The organism is Rhizobium sp. SU303 (assembly GCF_021052345.1).
Taxonomy (GTDB): Bacteria; Pseudomonadota; Alphaproteobacteria; order Rhizobiales; family Rhizobiaceae; genus Rhizobium; species Rhizobium laguerreae.
On sequence record NZ_CP088095.1, the window covers coordinates 1,763,257 to 1,778,949 of the forward strand.

17 protein-coding genes are annotated in these 15,693 nt (G+C 60.9%); 16 read left to right on the forward strand and 1 reads right to left on the reverse strand.

The window, feature by feature from the left end; translation table 11 throughout:
* Positions 1 to 198, reverse strand: a complete 198-nt coding sequence (locus tag RlegSU303_RS08835) for a hypothetical protein (RefSeq protein WP_222360007.1) — start codon at positions 196 to 198, stop codon at positions 1 to 3.
* A 93-nt stretch (positions 199 to 291) separates the two neighbouring features.
* Here RlegSU303_RS08835 and RlegSU303_RS08840 point away from each other — a divergent pair, with 93 nt between their 5' ends.
* The 16 genes from RlegSU303_RS08840 to RlegSU303_RS08915 all read left to right on the forward strand — a co-directional run bounded on the left by RlegSU303_RS08840 (position 292) and on the right by RlegSU303_RS08915 (position 15,684).
* Positions 292 to 1,515, forward strand: a complete 1,224-nt coding sequence (locus RlegSU303_RS08840) for a phosphoadenosine phosphosulfate reductase domain-containing protein (RefSeq protein ID WP_231283680.1) — start codon at positions 292 to 294, stop codon at positions 1,513 to 1,515.
* Between the two features lie 7 nt (positions 1,516 to 1,522).
* On the forward strand, positions 1,523 to 2,743 hold the full coding sequence (locus RlegSU303_RS08845; protein WP_231283681.1) for a P4 alpha zinc-binding domain-containing protein: 1,221 nt from the start codon (positions 1,523 to 1,525) through the stop codon (positions 2,741 to 2,743).
* Between the two features lie 4 nt (positions 2,744 to 2,747).
* On the forward strand, positions 2,748 to 4,577 hold the full coding sequence (locus tag RlegSU303_RS08850; RefSeq protein ID WP_231283682.1) for a DNA primase family protein: 1,830 nt from the start codon (positions 2,748 to 2,750) through the stop codon (positions 4,575 to 4,577).
* 313 nt (positions 4,578 to 4,890) lie between these two features.
* Positions 4,891 to 5,697, forward strand: coding sequence for a hypothetical protein (locus tag RlegSU303_RS08855; protein WP_231283683.1), 807 nt, complete (start codon positions 4,891 to 4,893; stop codon positions 5,695 to 5,697).
* Between the two features lie 124 nt (positions 5,698 to 5,821).
* A complete protein-coding gene (locus RlegSU303_RS08860; protein ID WP_231283684.1) occupies positions 5,822 to 6,391 on the forward strand; it encodes a hypothetical protein in 570 nt (189 codons plus the stop codon).
* Between the two features lie 170 nt (positions 6,392 to 6,561).
* Positions 6,562 to 7,176, forward strand: coding sequence for a hypothetical protein (locus RlegSU303_RS08865; protein WP_231283685.1), 615 nt, complete (start codon positions 6,562 to 6,564; stop codon positions 7,174 to 7,176).
* Positions 7,173 to 9,290, forward strand: a complete 2,118-nt coding sequence (locus tag RlegSU303_RS08870; protein ID WP_231283686.1) for a terminase gpA endonuclease subunit — start codon at positions 7,173 to 7,175, stop codon at positions 9,288 to 9,290. Before RlegSU303_RS08865 ends, RlegSU303_RS08870 begins: the two co-directional genes overlap by 4 nt.
* A complete protein-coding gene (locus RlegSU303_RS08875; protein WP_231283687.1) occupies positions 9,287 to 10,948 on the forward strand; it encodes a phage portal protein in 1,662 nt (553 codons plus the stop codon). Before RlegSU303_RS08870 ends, RlegSU303_RS08875 begins: the two co-directional genes overlap by 4 nt.
* Positions 10,948 to 11,205, forward strand: a complete 258-nt coding sequence (locus RlegSU303_RS08880) for a hypothetical protein (protein ID WP_231283688.1) — start codon at positions 10,948 to 10,950, stop codon at positions 11,203 to 11,205. Before RlegSU303_RS08875 ends, RlegSU303_RS08880 begins: the two co-directional genes overlap by 1 nt.
* A gap of 10 nt (positions 11,206 to 11,215) precedes the next feature.
* Positions 11,216 to 12,274, forward strand: coding sequence for a head maturation protease, ClpP-related (locus tag RlegSU303_RS08885; RefSeq protein WP_231283689.1), 1,059 nt, complete (start codon positions 11,216 to 11,218; stop codon positions 12,272 to 12,274).
* 15 nt (positions 12,275 to 12,289) lie between these two features.
* Entirely contained in the window at positions 12,290 to 12,661 is a 372-nt protein-coding gene (locus RlegSU303_RS08890; RefSeq protein WP_231283690.1) for a head decoration protein, read from the forward strand.
* A 12-nt stretch (positions 12,662 to 12,673) separates the two neighbouring features.
* Positions 12,674 to 13,702, forward strand: coding sequence for a major capsid protein (locus RlegSU303_RS08895; RefSeq protein ID WP_231283691.1), 1,029 nt, complete (start codon positions 12,674 to 12,676; stop codon positions 13,700 to 13,702).
* Positions 13,703 to 13,749: 47 nt separating this feature from the next.
* Positions 13,750 to 13,968, forward strand: coding sequence for a Rho termination factor N-terminal domain-containing protein (locus RlegSU303_RS08900; RefSeq protein ID WP_231283692.1), 219 nt, complete (start codon positions 13,750 to 13,752; stop codon positions 13,966 to 13,968).
* A gap of 92 nt (positions 13,969 to 14,060) precedes the next feature.
* On the forward strand, positions 14,061 to 14,354 hold the full coding sequence (locus RlegSU303_RS08905; RefSeq protein WP_231283693.1) for a hypothetical protein: 294 nt from the start codon (positions 14,061 to 14,063) through the stop codon (positions 14,352 to 14,354).
* Entirely contained in the window at positions 14,354 to 15,154 is an 801-nt protein-coding gene (locus RlegSU303_RS08910) for a hypothetical protein (protein ID WP_231283694.1), read from the forward strand. The genes RlegSU303_RS08905 and RlegSU303_RS08910 overlap by 1 nt, the downstream gene beginning before the upstream one ends.
* Positions 15,151 to 15,684 carry a hypothetical protein gene (locus RlegSU303_RS08915; protein ID WP_231283695.1) on the forward strand — a complete coding sequence of 178 codons (534 nt, stop codon included), beginning with the start codon at positions 15,151 to 15,153 and terminating at the stop codon, positions 15,682 to 15,684. The genes RlegSU303_RS08910 and RlegSU303_RS08915 overlap by 4 nt, the downstream gene beginning before the upstream one ends.
* Positions 15,685 to 15,693 lie beyond the last annotated feature (9 nt).

Genomic DNA, 15,693 nt, shown 5'->3' on the forward strand with positions numbered 1-15,693 from the left:
TCAAGTGAGCCCCAGACCTTTTTTTATCTTCGATGCCGTCTTCGGGTCTATCTCCCGGCTCGGGAGGGTCGTGAAGCGGTCTCCGATCCAGACCGTCGCATGCCCGCCCTTGCCCTTCGATTTGCTGACCCGGAAGGAAAGGCCTCGCTCTTTTGCTTCGTCTCTGAGTTCAGCGATGAAGCGATCCCGCTTGTCCATGTCCGTCTCCGTTTCAATGAGGACATATTCGGATATTTTTATCCGAATGTCAAGCGGTCTCGGATATTTTTATCCGAATTTTGAAGGTGCAAAATGAGCGGACGTTTCGACCAGCCAACCCTGTTCGGTGGGGCACAGCGCCTCGTTTATGACGAAGCGGTCGAACTCACGCTGCAGTCGATGCAGGCCTACGGCCCGACGCATGATCATTGGGTATTCGCATTTTCCGGCGGCAAAGACAGCACCGCAACCTTGACTGTTATTGTGCACCTGGTCGAGGCCGGACGTCTGCCGCGGCCGAAATCGATCTCAGTGCTATCGGCAGACACGCGCATGGAGCTGACGCCACTAACAATTGCGGGCAATCTCCTGATGGAACGGCTGCGGTCCATGGGCATCTATTGCGAGGTCGTGACAGCTCCGCTCGACAAGCGCTTTTTCGTCTACATGCTCGGCCGAGGTGTGCCTCCTCCGAATAACAATACGCTGCGTTGGTGCACCCGACAGATCAAGGTTGACCCGATGACGGCGGCGCTGGAGCGTCGGATCGGTGAGCTTGACGGGTCGATCCTAATGATAACGGGCGTGCGTCAGGGGGAAAGCGCGATCAGGGATGGCCGAATTGCCATGTCCTGTGGCAAGGACGGCGCTGAGTGTGGCCAAGGCTGGTATCAGCAGGTTTTGCCGGAAGCGAAGGGAATTCGCGGCAAGATCGCAACCCTTGCACCGCTTTTGCATTGGCGGGTTTGCAATGTCTTCGACTGGCTCAAGATCTATGCACCTATGGCCGAATACGGGGCATGGGAAACGTCCATGGTTGCCGATGCCTACGGTGGTGAAGAGGCAGAAGAGATCAATGCCCGCACCGGCTGTGTCGGCTGCGCGCTAGCATCGGAAGATCTCGGGCTAAAGACTGTCATCCGCATCCCTTACTGGTCGTACATCGAGCCACTATTGGGCCTCAAGCCGCTATATCGCGAGCTTCGACAGCCGACGAATCGGTTGCGGAAATCAGGCGTTGAGAGGCTTAAGGACGGCAGCATAGCCGCCAATCCGCAACGGATGGGGCCGCTGACGATGGAGGCTCGCCTCTATGCTCTCGATCGGGTCCTCTCGATCCAGGCCGAATGCAACGAGGCCGCCATCCGTCTCGGTCGCCCGCTCGTCGATATACTCAATGCCGAGGAAGAGGCTCGGATAAGAGAACTGATTTCGCTGAACACCTGGCCCGACAAGTGGGATGGCGAGGAACCTCGCGCCGACACGCCCCTCGATGCTGTCTACGCTGACGGTTCCGTGCAGCCTCTTTTGATGTGAGGATGGTATGAGCAATCCGATCATCTCCGAATTCATCGAACGCGCCCACAATGTGACGGTCGCCGAAGCGGTCGACCGGCTGGGGCTGGCGATCAAGCGCGGCGACAAGGGCCAGCCTTGCCCGCATTGCGGCGGCAAGGATCGGTTCTCGGTCAATCTCGCTAAGCAGGCATGGAACTGCCGTGGCTGCAGCATCGGCGGGCGCACCGGCGTCGGGTTGATCGGCTTCGTGCTCGGCCTCGACCTGCATAGGAAAGCTGAGTTGCTGGAAGCCTGCGCCAAGGCGTTGAACGAGGATCTGCCCGACGAAGCGGAGCGGGAGACGGATGAAGAGCGGGCCACGCGGCAGGAGCGCATGGCGAAGGCGAAAGCTGAGCGTGAGGCGAAGGAAGCGGCCCGGCAGTTGGAGCAGGATAAGTTCCGTCAGAAGGAAATCGACAAAGCGCGGGGCATCTACCTCAATGCAACGATCGCGCCGCACGCTGATGACGAACTCCTGCGGACATACCTCGCCTCACGGACCGGCTTTGCCATGTCCGACCGCGTCTTCGAATGCCTCCGCTTCAATCCCCGGCTGACCTATTGGCATGGCGTCGACGAGCTCGGCCGACCGGCTGCAATCTACTCAGGGTATGCGCAGGTTGCGCCGTTCGTCGACCTGACGGGCACGGTCATCGGCAGCCATCTGACGTGGATCGACATGACGCGCGCGCCGAAGTTCCGACCGGATCTCGGACGTGACGACAAGGGCGATCTTCTGCCGACGAAGAAGATGCGCGGTGCCAAGAGCGGCGGCCTGATCCCGCTCTGCGGCGATATGGAGGCCCGCCGGTGGGTCGGAGGTGAAGGAATCGAGACGGTGCTTGCCGTCGCCGGCTACGAGCGCTTCGACCCCGGCACCTTCTATTTCGCGGCCGGCGATCTCGGCAACCTGGCGGGACCGGCCGATCGCGGCGCGGGAAAGAGCGAGGCTCATGTGACGGCGAGCGGGCAGAAGGTCCGCGTCTATCCGTTCCCGAAGCCCGATCAGGCGCCGTCGGATGCAATCCAGGTGCCGGACCATGTCAAAGGCCTCGTGCTGCTCGCCGATGGCGACAGCGAATTCTACTTCACCGCGGCTGCGATGGCCCGGGCGAAAGCCCGGCTGTCTGCCTCCGGCCGCGACATCAAGATCTGGTGGCCTCCAATGGGTATGGATTTCGCCGGTTTACTTTCGGGAAGGGCTTGAGGGCGTGCTGGAAACTTTATCGACTGACATGCCGGGCGGTCTCCGCGAGATCGTGCAGGAGGCGCTTGCCCAACGTGGCGAGATTGACCCCGAAACCCCACCCCTCTCTGATGACCATGCCGAAACTCTCGACAATGGCGCGGCGCCGCCAAGCGACGGCGAAGGCCTAAAGGAAATCCTCGAATATTGCGCCGGGCTTGACCATTCCGACACGGATAACGGCAAACGGCTTCTTAAGCACTTCGGCAAGGATCTGCTGGTCGTCAGCCAGGAGAAGGCAAAGAGCGCGCTCTATGCCGTCTGGACCGGCACGCATTGGGATGTTGCCAATGGCGGGCCGAAGTCTCTGGCGATCGTCCAGCAGCTCGGCGACCGGATCATGCAGGAGCGGCATTACATCAAGCCGACACAGAAGGAGCAGGACGCCATCGATGCCGGTAAGGCGGCATCCGATGCCGAGGCGGCGGGCGAGGACATCGACGTCACCAAACGGCGATTGGTCGCCAACCGGGAAAAGGCGCTGGACGCATTTTCCAAACGGGTGAAAAGACGTCTCGACCATGCGGTCTCTTCGAAGAACGTCGCGCGGATGAATGCCGCGCTCGCCTGCGCCGCGCCGCATGTGATCCGCTCGCCTGATGACTTCAATGCCGATCGGATGCGATTTGCTGTCCACAACGCCACGATCAGATTCGAGCGAAAGATGGAGCGGCGCGCCAACCCGAAATTCACCAACGCGGCCGAGACGCCGAATGTGCCTGCGATGGTCGACGTCTGCACCGATGCCGAGGTAAAGGTCAAGCGAGGGCACGACCGGGAAGATCTGATCACTCATGTCGTGCCGGTCGATTACCAGCCGAAGGCCCGGTGCCCGCGCTGGGTGAGATTCCTCGAGACGATGCTGCCCGATGCTGATGTCCGGCGCATGGTGCAGGTGTCGTCAGGCCTCGGCCTGGTCGGGATCACTGTGCAGAAGCTATTCTTCCACTATGGTGACGGTGCGAACGGCAAATCCGTCTACATGGAAACGCTCTGCCGGCTGCTGGGCGAGGTGGCGGTGACGCTGCCGGCGACCAGTCTGATCGGCGAGAGCGGTTCGTCGGGTGGCGCCTCTCCCGATCTTGCCCGACTGCTCGGCCGACGGCTCTTGCGCGTCAAGGAGCTGCCTGAGGGCGAGGACCTGAAAGAGAACCTGGTCAAGGAACTGACCGGCGGCGAGACGATCACGGCGCGCGACCTCTTCGCGGGCTACATGGATTTCGACCCGATCTTCATCGTCATCATGAGTGGCAACGGTTATCCCCGCATCACCGGCAATGACGATGGCATCTGGCGGCGAATGGCCGTCGTTCATTGGCCGGTGAAGGTGCCAGAGGCCGAGCGGCGCGAATTCGACGACATGATCGGCTATTTCCGGCCGGAATATCCCGGAATCCTCAATTGGCTGATCGAGGGGGTGCGCATCTTCCTGCGGGAGGGTCTCGTCATCCCAGACGCCGTGCGGACGGCGACGCAGGAGTATCGCGACGACATGGATCGAACGTCGGCCTTCGTGGCGCGCTGCGTGGTGCGTGATGAGACGGCGGAGCCGCTGCAGGCCAAATATCTCTATAGCGCCTATTGCCGCTTCACCGAAGACGAGGGCGGCAAGCCGATCAATGTGACCGCCTTCGGGCGGGCGATGTCGAAAAAGTTCAAAAAGGATACCACGCAGCGGCTGCACTACTACCTCGGCCTGCGGCTTCGCGACGTTCCTGCACCTCAGAGTGCTCCCATGCCAGAGCCGCCGCCCGGCCGCTTCGATGATGATGCGCCGTTGCCGGAGGTTTTCTGATGTTCCCCGCAACCCCACCCGACATCTCGCCGCCGTTAAAACCCCCGCGCGCTGCGATAGTTGCGATAGTTTCAGCGGCAGTTTTGCGACAGTTGGGGCGGGGGAAGGGGGAGCAAAATCAAAGGCTTGCGATAGTTGCGATAGTTTTGGCGCGCATACGCATGCGTAAAACGGCGGGGGTTTGGGGGATGAATTAAATCTCCATGTTAATGCGTAAAAACTATCGCAACTATCGAAGTCATTGAAAACAAACATAAAAACTATCGCTAAAACTATCTCTAAACTATCGCAAACTATCTCCAAAGGGTTGATGATGAAAAAGGTGACCATTGAACAGCTTCTGAGCTGGGCTTACTCGCAGGAGCTCTGCAAGGTCGGGGCACCGATGGCGGACACAGGGCATGGCTTCAGCGCTGCCTGGAGCATGATGAGCGAGGTTGCAGCGCTGGGAACGCTGATCGACCGCAATCCGAACGTCTATGGCGTGATCCCGGATTACATCGCGGCCGCCGCCGATCCTCATCCCGACGCGGTCAAGGTCGGCGACGCCGTACGCGCCATGCAGGAGTTCGGCAGCTTTGATTACAGTGGCGAGGGGACGTGGAACCCGTTCCCTGAGTGGGATGATGATCTCGGATTGATCGCCGCTGAGGTTGCCAGCGTCGATGAGACGCTGCGGTTGAAGGGTGAGCGGCTGAACGGCCGGCATGTGGTCAATCTCGTGACCAGGCACGCCATCCTCGGTCGCGGACCGGATTGGACGGCAGAGCAGCCGACGGTGAGGATGGTGATGAAGTCGGGCAAGCCGGCATGGTTTGTCGCCAAAAAAGGCCGCGATGCGCTGAACCGGGTCTATCACTACGAGGCAGACGGCTTCGACAAGAAGAAGCAGCGGCCGATGAAGGGCGCATACCGCAAACACGAGCTTTCCACATCGATCCGCGCCGCGATCCTCTCCAGATTGGACTGGCAGCTCTGGCAGGATGCGCTCCAGCACCTGCATTTCGACCTGTCTGGCCGGCTAAAGGCGAATGATTTGCTGCCCTTCGTGCCTGACAGGGCACCATGGGCACGTCTCGCATTTCGTAGCACCTCCTCGCAAACCATTGAAAAAGGCTGAGAAAATATTCGGAACTGCCTCTTGAGATGCGGCACGGTGTTGACTACCCTAAGGACACTGAAAAAGGTTAGAAAAACCCGCTTGGCGATGGCCCGGCGGGTTTCGCGTTTGCGGAGGCTGTGATGTGAAGCTTGTCGTCACATGGGCTGATGTCCGTGGCCTGAGAAAGCTCGAAAAGGGCGTTCGCTGGCTGAATGAGAACTTCCCGAAAGTTCTCCCTCGGATTATGAACCAGGTGGGCGATAGGGCGCGCACTCGCGTCGTCCGGGCGCTGACCACGCAAACAGGACTGAAGCGGGATGTCATCCGCCGCGCTGTCGACAATTCAAAGCGGGCCTTCACTGGTCAGCTCATCTACGATCTCAGGTCGCGAGGCGGTAATGTCCGCCTCAAGTATCTGAACCCGAAAGAGACTGAAGCAGGTGTGGTTGCCACGCCGTTCAGCAAGCGGACGCTGTATCCCGGCACCTTCATGCGTGGTGGGGCTTTCCCAGATCGCAAGATCGTGCGGCGCTTCGATGGTCACGTCTACTATCGCCTCAACCGATCGGGAACGCGCATCACCTTCGCGCGTTCGGGCGTCATCATCCCGAAAGAGATGATCATCGGCGCCACGAAGGAAGCCTTCGAGGGCGAGGTGCAGACGACCCTGCCGATGCGCATCGACCAGGTGCTTCGGAAGCTGCAGGGCTGATACCCCGAAGGGGCGAGGGCGGGGGCACCCCCCCCCCATTCAGGGACCGTTTCAACGATCCGACAGCCGGACGGAAGCGCGCGACTGCGGCTTTTCGCCAGTGTGAAACTTCGAAAGCGGTACACGTGAGAAGCGTGCACGCACACGTGTTATGCACGGATTGATACACGATGGACGAAGAATGGATTTCGATCACAGAAGCGGCTGCGAGGCTGACCGCTGACGGTGATCAGGTCGACCGTTCGACCCTCTCGCGATATCTGAAGCAGCACTCCGAAGCGCTGTCGCTCAAGCCGGATGGCAAGTCGAACCTGGTCGATTACATTGCTCTCCTGGCGCATCGCCGGGAGAATATTCGTATTCGACCGGCCTCGCAGTCGTCTCGTTCGGCAGCAGCAAAGCCGGGGCCGACATCGAGGCAAACCGGCACGCAGTCCGATGGCACTGCGCGAAAGGTTCAGGCGGAGGCCGAGATGCGCGAGATGGATCTCGCGGAGCGTCGAAAGGAACTGACGCCGGTTGCGGAAGTCGACCAGGCCGGGCGTGACGCCATTGCCATGATGATGTCGGCTTTCGAGCGGGCGATCGAGACGGAGGCGGCCTCGCTTTCGCTCCGGTATGGATGGGAAGAACGCGTGGTGCGCATTGCGCTGAAAGGCTTTTCCAGGGAGGGGCTGAGCGTCTTCAATCAGAACGTCCTGAAGAAGCTGGATGCGATGCGGCGTCGCGAAGACGCTGGAGAAGATCCTCGTGATCTGGACGCAGCCGAGCTGCCGCTCCAGTGACCGTGCATGATATCCGGACACGGTTTCCGGAGCTTCCGAATGGAGCGGTCGCGATCTTCTCTGGCATGGCCGCTGCGAGCCGGCCGAGCGAGGAGCTGACGATCAGCGAATTTTCCGACCGGTACCGGAAGGTTTCGGCGGAATCTGGCTCGCCTTGGCCCGGTGATTTCCGGACCGATCGCGTGCCTTATCTGCGGGAGCCGCAGGACTGCCTGCATCCGGACCATCCGGCCCGCCGTATCTCGTGCCGCTGGGCGGCGCAGCTCGGCAAATCGACGGCGATCGAGAACTGGTTTTGCTTTGTTGTCGATCAGTCGCCAGGCTCGATGATGATCGTGCTGCCGACGCTCGAGGAGGCAACGAAGTTCAACCGGGTCAAATTGCACCCGACGATCGAGGCATCGCCCCGCATCCGTCACAAGGTGCTTCCCGTCAGCAGCCGGGATGAGCAGGGCAGCACGACAGCGTTCAAGCGGTACGCCGGCGGCTTCTGCCAGATCGTCAATGCAGGTTCTTCCAAGGGCCTGCAGATGGTGTCGATCAAGTATCTCGCCATGGACGAGGTGACCGGATACCCGAAGGACGTCGAAGGGCGAGGCAGCCCGCGGGACCAAGCGCGCGCCCGACAGAAGATGTACGGCGACCTCGCGAAGGAATGGCAGGGATCGACCCCTGGCGTCGCTGGCGAGTGCGTCATCAGCGACGACTTCGAGGCCGGCGACCAGCGATATTATTACCTGCCGTGTCCGCACTGCGACACGTATCAGGCTCTGACCTTCGACATGATGCGCGGGCCAGATCACGATCGGCCGACGCATCTGCGTTGCCTGTCTTGCGACGAACCGATCCTCGACGGTCACAAGCCGGACATGATGAGCCGGGGGCATTGGATCGCTCGCCGTGTTCGCGAGTTCGAGCCGGCCGTGCCTCTGGCGATAGCGTCGAGTGACATAGCCGACTGGATCTGCGCGCCTTGTGAAGGTAGATGCCGGGACTGGCAACCGAGCTATCATTTGTGGGCAGCCTATGCGCCCCGCGAAAAGCTTGCTGACATCTGGCAGCGGTGGCTCGATGCGCAGGGCGACACGACCAAAATGCGGACATTCTGCCAGCAGGATCTGGCGGAACCGTACGACCCGGCCGGCCTGACCGTTGATTGGGAAAAGATCGTCGAGGCTGTCAAGCTGCAGGTGTTGCCGGCGCGTGTGATCCCTTCGTGGGCGGCATTGCTTGTGTCTGCCGCCGACGTCCAGGGTTATGGCATCAAGTGGACGGTTTATGCGATCGGTCCGCGTGATCAGTATCAGCTGATCGACCGGGAAGTGTTTGCGGGGGCACCGGACCAGAGCGACGAGCCCTGGATCAGCCTATCGGACGCTCTCGGTAGAACTTATCCGACAGAGAGCGGAAACGCGGAGAAGGGCATCGACCTATCCGGTGTCGATTCAGGCTGGGCGACGGAGCGCGTCTACCGGTTCTGCGCGGGCCGCCCGAACGTTTACGCCCTCGATGGCCGTGAGCCCATTGGCCTCCCTTGGCTCGGAACGCCGGTCAAGAGAGACATCAAGGACCGGATGAAGAGGGTGGTCGCCAAGGCGCTGCTCTATCCTGTTGGCCTGTTCGATGTGAAGACGGCTGTGACGGCCGCCATGGCGAACCTGGTGCAGGGGCGCGGGGAAAGCGCTCAGTGGCCGCGCAACACGATACATCTGCCGGCCGATCTTTGCGATGAAGAATTCGCCAAGGAACTAACCGGCGAAAAGCTTGTGGACGCAGAGGAGGAGGCGAGGGCGAGCATCACCCGTCGCGCCCGCCGCATGGTCAAGCCCAAGGCCGGCAAAAAGTGGATGAAGATCATCGGTCGGAAGAACGACTGGTTTGACGCCACGGTCTACGCTTATGCGCTCGGCTGGCACCTGCAGAACAAGCGCCGGCTCAATCTTGATCGCTGGGCCGACCTGGTCCGCGAGCTGCACGGTACGCCGGAGGAAGAGAAAGATCTCTTCACGGTTGCCGATGAAAATCCATTCGGCAAGCAACCGAAGCCGACAAAACCAGCTGCCCCTTCGTCCGGCAGTCCACGCAAACGCAAGAAATGGGGAGCGTATTCTTGACGGAAACCAAACCCCGTTACCGCGTGAAAGCAGTCGGCGTTCACACGCCGGGCACGCAGCGGCCGCCGGCGCGGCGCCACACGGCCCGGTATCTCCGCGGCGACAGCGCCGGCGTGTTGGCAATGCGCAAGGCGATCACGCGCGACGCAAAGCGGGACGTCCGCGAGGCGGCCGATCGGGCATCTGCGCTCGCAACCGACTTCCTACACAATAGCGGCTGGATTGCCGGTGCTGTCACGCAGATCTTGTCGGACACGATCGGTGATGAGCTCAAGCTCAACTGCCGGGCGCAGTTGAAGAAGTTCGGCTATACCGATGTGCAGGCCGCCAAATGGTGCCGTCTGGTCGAGCGTGAATGGCGCCGCTGGGCTTGGAACCCGAAAGAGTGTGATCTCGCTGGCAAAGCTACCGTCGCCGAGATGGTCGAGGCTGCCGTTCGCTCGTATCTGGTCACGGGTGAGGCTTTTGGCATCCTCGACAACATGCCGCTGCGTGAGCAACGACGCCTTGGGTTGAAGACCGGAACCAAGGTTTCGTTGATCGCTTCACATCGGCTACCGAGGGTCACGCGCGAGATTGAAGGGCTTGACCAGGGAATTTTTCACGACGGGTACGGCCGGGCGGTGGCCTATCGCTTCCGGGTTCGTGAAGCCGGCATTGAAAGCGATCACGATATCGATGCTGCCGATGTCATCCATGTCATGGATCGCGGCGAGAACCTGAACAGCGCCCGCGGCATCTCGGTTCTTGCTGCCGCGCTCAAGGTGATCGCTCAGTCGGATCAGCTTGCAGATGCGACGTTGGCGACCGCGCTGATGCAGACGATTTTCGCAGCGACGATCAAAAGTCCCGAAGCGAGTGCCGAGGCTTTCGAGGCAATCTCGACGCTGACGGATATACCCGAGCCGAAGGATTTCGACGCCAGTGACGGCTCCTGGGACGAATTCCTAAGCGGCCTGCAGCATGATCTTTTAGGCGTTTGGGATGCCCGCCTCGGGGCTCTAAAGGAAAAGGGCATATCGATGTCCGATTCCGCACGGGTCAATCATCTCGGCCCGGGAGAAGAGTTCCAGATGCACACGGCGGCAACGCCAGGCTCTCAGTATCTGCCGTTTTTCCAGAACCTGTTGCGGGAGGTCGCCCGGTGCCTGGGGATCACCTTCGAAAACCTGACGATGGACCATTCGTCGGCCTCCTATTCCTCAGTCCGTATGTCGGTCGCCAGCATCTGGCCGATCGTGCTGCGCAGGCGCACTCGCATCGCCATCCCATTCGTCCAGGGGATTTTCGAGCGTTGGCTGGAAGAAAAGATCTTCCGCGGGCAGATCCCGTTCAAGGGTGGATTTGCTGCGTTCAGCCGCGACCGCGAAAGCGTCTTTCAGGCGGAATGGAGCGGCCCCGCCGCGCCTTCGGCCGACGACTATAAGGCTGCCATGGCTCAGAAGATCCGCCTCGAGATTGGGACGTCAACGTTCTTCGATGAGTGCGCGATGATGGGAAAGAACGGCGAGGAGCAGATCGTTCAGCTCGGCCGAGAGATCAAAATGTTCGAAACCGCAGGCGTTCCACATCCGTTCGGCCGTTCCAAGGGCGGGGGAGGCGGTCCAGATGGCGGGGCTGCGGATGGTAATCGCGAACCTGTCAAGGAGGCCGCGTGATGGCAGATGATCCGGTCTCTATCGAAGTAGACTGGTGTGCCCGAGCCATCAAGCTGCGCAAGGTTGAAGAGGCTCTGCTGAGTGGCGAGATGGTCACCGAAGCGCGCTTCGGCGAAGACATGGCCAAGTATGCAACCGCCAAGCTCGATGACGTGAAACGCGCGCTCGAGGAGGCAATCCGCAACTGTCAGATTTCTCGCGGCGAGGCGCCCAAGCGGAAGCGCTATGCCATTCGCGGGATAATGCGCCCCTACTGAGGTTTTCATCATGGCTGCAATTCTTGAAGACGGAAAGCTTCGGCTCTCCGGCTATGTCGGCGACTATTTCTTCGAAGACGGCTTCACCTCGAGTGATGTGGTGCTGGCGCTTGCGCAAATCGAAGATGACGACGAGCTGGTCGTCCACATCAATTCCGGCGGCGGTATCGCATCCGAAGGGGCTGCAATTCACGCACTGCTGTCGGCGCGCTCGGGAACTACCGACGTCGTCGTTGAGGGCATCGCGGCTTCGGCGGCCTCCCTTATCGCGATGGCCGGCGAAACCGTGACGATGTCGGCGGGCGCCGTGATGATGATCCATGATCCGAGCGGATACACGTTCGGCACGTCGCAGGATCACAGCAAGACCATCGAAGGTCTCGAAGCGCTGGCGACCGCCTATGCCCGCGTCTACTCCGCGAAGTCGGGGAAAACTCCCGAGGAATGCCGCGAGATCATGAAGGAAGAGCGATGGCTGACGCCGCCAGAGGCGGTCGCTGAAGGCTTCGCAGATGACACGACGGAGACCGTCGCTGAACCTGTCGCGGCTTTCGATTATAGGCTTTTCGCGCACGCCCCGAAGAACCTCGCGGCTCTCGCGAGAAAGAAGAATTGGTCGATGTCGACCAAGATGGCGGCTCCCGCCGCAACTACCCGTCCAAAAGAGGAGCCCTCCATGACGGATAAAGAACGTGCGGATCAGCTTGCCGCCGAAAATGCCAAGCTGAAGACTGACCTCGCTGCAGCAACTGCGAGCGTCGATGTTGCCGTAAAGGCAGACCGTGAGCGCCGTAGCGCCATCATGAGCCTCGACGAAGCCAAAGGTCGCGAGACTCTTGCCGAGCACCTTTTCAATACCGGCAGCACCGTCGACCAGGCGAAGGCGACGCTCACCGTCTCGCCGAAAGCTGTTGCGGCCGAAGGCGACGAGGATGAGCAGGAGTTCCAGCCGCGCCGCATGAACGCGCAGGGTCTGAACAAGACGCCTGTCAACACGAAACCCGGTGACAAGACGACGGCGCGGGCGGTTCTTTCCGCCTCAGTCGAACGTCTCAACAAGCGCCGCTAACAGGAGATCACGCCAATGCCCGTGCTTACTCAGGGCCTTCGCCCGACCGGTCACTATCTGGTCTCGGAAGCTAACGGCTTCCGCTCCCGTGAAGTTGGCGTCATCGCCAGCGGAAGTGGGAAGCTCGACGCCGGCGCAGTCCTCGGACAGGTTACTGCGACGAAGAAATTTAAGCCGCTCGCGCCCGCTGCCTCGGACGGTACCCAGAACGCGGCTGCGATCCTCTACGAGGCCTGCGACGCAACCTCCGCGGATGTTCGCCGCACCATCACCGCTCGCCACGCCGAAGTGCAGGCCGCCGTCCTCGTCTGGCCGGCCGGTGCGACGGACAACCAGAAAACCGCCGCGCTCGCCCAGCTGGCCGCGCTTGGCATCGCGTCCCGATAAGGAGGGCATTTCATGGCCTTAGTTGCTGACATTTTCAACCAGAATGCCTGGGGTCTGATCGAGGTGCAGGAGGAGATCGTCGACCGTGTCGACTTCAAGCCTCAGCTCCTCGGTTCGCTCGGGCTCTTCGCACCGATCTACTCGCGGTCGCGCACTATCGCGATCGTTGACCGGAACGGCACCCTCACGCTGATCCCGACGAGCCCGACCGGCGCGCCGCCCGAGGAGCTTATCCCGAAGGGCGCGAAGGTCAGGACCATGGAGGCGGTCCGGCTTGCCAAGGGCTCGACCATCTATGCGATCGAACTCGCTGGCATCGCAGCACTGCCGATGGACGATCAGACGATCGAAGTCGCAGATGAGGTGACGAGCCGGACGGCCCAGATCACCGACGACCTTGAACTGACCTGGGAGCATATGCGCTTCGGCGCCATCCAGGGGAAGGTGCTTGACGCCGACGGCACCACCGTCCTGGTCGACTGGTACACCTTCTGGGGTATCGCAGAACCGGCGGAAATCGACTTCGAACTTGATGTCGAAGCGACTGACGTTCGCAAGAAGTGCCGTGATGTGAAGCGCGCAATGCAGCGTGCAGGAAAAGGCATCTGGACGCCGGGAACGAGGGTCGGCGCACTGGTCGGTGACACTTTCTACGACAGCCTTGTAAACCACAAGCAGTACAAGGAAACGAAACTCAACACCGAAGGTGCGATGGACCTCGAAGGCATCGAAGGCTATTCGGCCGTCGTGTTCGAAGGGATCACCTTCATCAACTATCGGGGAACGGATGACGATAGCACGATTGCTATCGCCACCGACAAGGCCCGCTTCTTCCCGATTGGCGCACGCAATGCCTTCCAGGTCGGTTGGGCTCCGGCCAGCGAGTTCAAGCCTTACTTGAACAAGCGCGGCCAGGAGAAGGTCGGACTCCTTCTTTCCGACACTTCGGGTCGCGAAGAATGGGACCGCGTCGAGATTTACAGCTACCCGCTGTTCATCGCCACGCGCCCTGAAATGCTGCTCCGCGCGAGAGCTACCTGACCGGCAGGGGACCGCTCAGTAAACCCTCGTAACGAAGGAAGAATGCAATGACCCAGCATCAAGTAACCGAAGCCGGCTTCTATAACGGCAAGTTTCTGAAGCCCGGCCAACACTACGAAAGCGATGGAATCGAAACGGATACCACCGAAGTCAGCGACAGGCTGACGAAGGATGAGCTTCTCGCCATCGCCGCCGATCGTGGCGTTGAAGTCAACGCCAGCATGACGAAGGCGGAGATCATCGCCGCTATCGAAGCAAAGGCCTAATAATGCCAGTAGCCGCACGGTTCCACGAGCTTCGCGATCGCGTCGTCGCGACTGTCGACGCGAAGCTCGCGGAGCCCGTGCGGCTATCGTTCATGAAAAACGGACAGACCGATCCTGATCGGCCGCAGCGCCAGATCGACGCCATACTGAGAACTGGCGAGGAAAAGCCGGTTGGTTCGGATGGCGGGTCCGACAAGGCATGGCGGACGAGGATTGCGGCCGGGCAGGCGGAGCTCAGGGTCGACCGGGCGAAATATCCCGATGTCGACTTCGAAAAAGGCGATGCCATCCGGGCGATTTCGCGTCCCGGCGAGCCGCTGTTCGAAGTGCTTTCGGTCAATCGGCGTGATCACTCGCGCCTTATCGTGAGACTGGGGCAGAAGTAATGAGCCTTGTGCGCGCCGCGGTGCGGATCTCTGCCATCTTGGCGCTTCGCGGCGCCACGATGGTCGGCGATAACGTGCTTGATAGCCAGATCTTCGCGCTGCAGTCGAATGCCAGCGGTGGGCTGAGGCTGCCAGAGGACGATCCGTTTATCGCTGTCTATACCGACGACGCGACCACAAAGGACATCAGCGCTCCACTCAGGGCGATGGTCGTCAATGGCGTGACGTCGATCCTCTTCGAGGCGGGCATCGCGGCGACCATGACCGAGGTCGATCCCGATACCGATGAAAGCCGAATCGTGGGCATTGGCTTGCCTCCGACCGACGGGCCAATGGAATTCTTCCTCGATATGGTCATGCGCCAGATCGGGGACACGATTGTCGATCCGCAAAATGTCTGGGCTCAGATTTACATGGGCTTCATTTCGCGTGTCATCCAAGTCGATCGGGCGCGGGCCGGCAGCGACCAGGACGGCGTGCGCGTCGCCGGCCAGCAGCTGCGTGTTCTGGCGGAGCTTCTTCCCGACCCCGTCAAAGGGGAAGAGTTGCGGCCGACGTCGTCTATGTCGCGGTTTCTGGCGTTGAAGGATACGGTGACGCAGCCGGATTTCCGGGCGCAGATGGAAATGATCGAGGCGCAGCTTTCGGGGTCCGATCTGCCTTGGCATATTATCCAGCGGCGCTACGGCCTGACCGGCGCCGAAGCGGAGGCTTTGCAAGTCGTGTCGGCCGACCCCGATGGCGGCGATATTTCCGTCGTCAGCGTCGAGGCATCACCTGCCGAACAGGTGCAGCCTTGATCCCTGGGGACATTCCGGGTCAGATCGCTGACCTTTATGGCCGCCTTGGCGAGATCGAGCGGCGGGCGCGTAATCGCAAGCGCACGGGCACCATCGACCAGGTCGATCACGAGAAGGGGCTCTATCGCGTCAAGCTGTCGGGGCAGGGCGGCAAGCCCTTTCTGACCGACTGGATCAAGCCGAAGCAGCTCGGCGCAGGGCTGGTCAAGATCGACATCCTGCTGAAGCAAGGCGAGCAGGTCGACGTCGTCTCGGAAAGCGGCGACCTGACCGACGCGCAGATCGACCTCAGCGCCTATTCCGAGGCCAACCCGCGGGAAAACAGCGACACTCCGCTGCTAATCCATATCGGCGGCGCCGTGTTTAGCATGAGCGCGGACGAGATCGTTCTGAAGGCCGGCAAGATCAAGCTGGAAGGCGATACCGACATCGGAGGCGGATATCTGAAGCATATCGGCAAGAATGTCGGCCATGATCATGAGCATACAGACGTCGTCCAAGGCGGCGACAATACCGGTCCCCCGGCTTGAGGATATCCG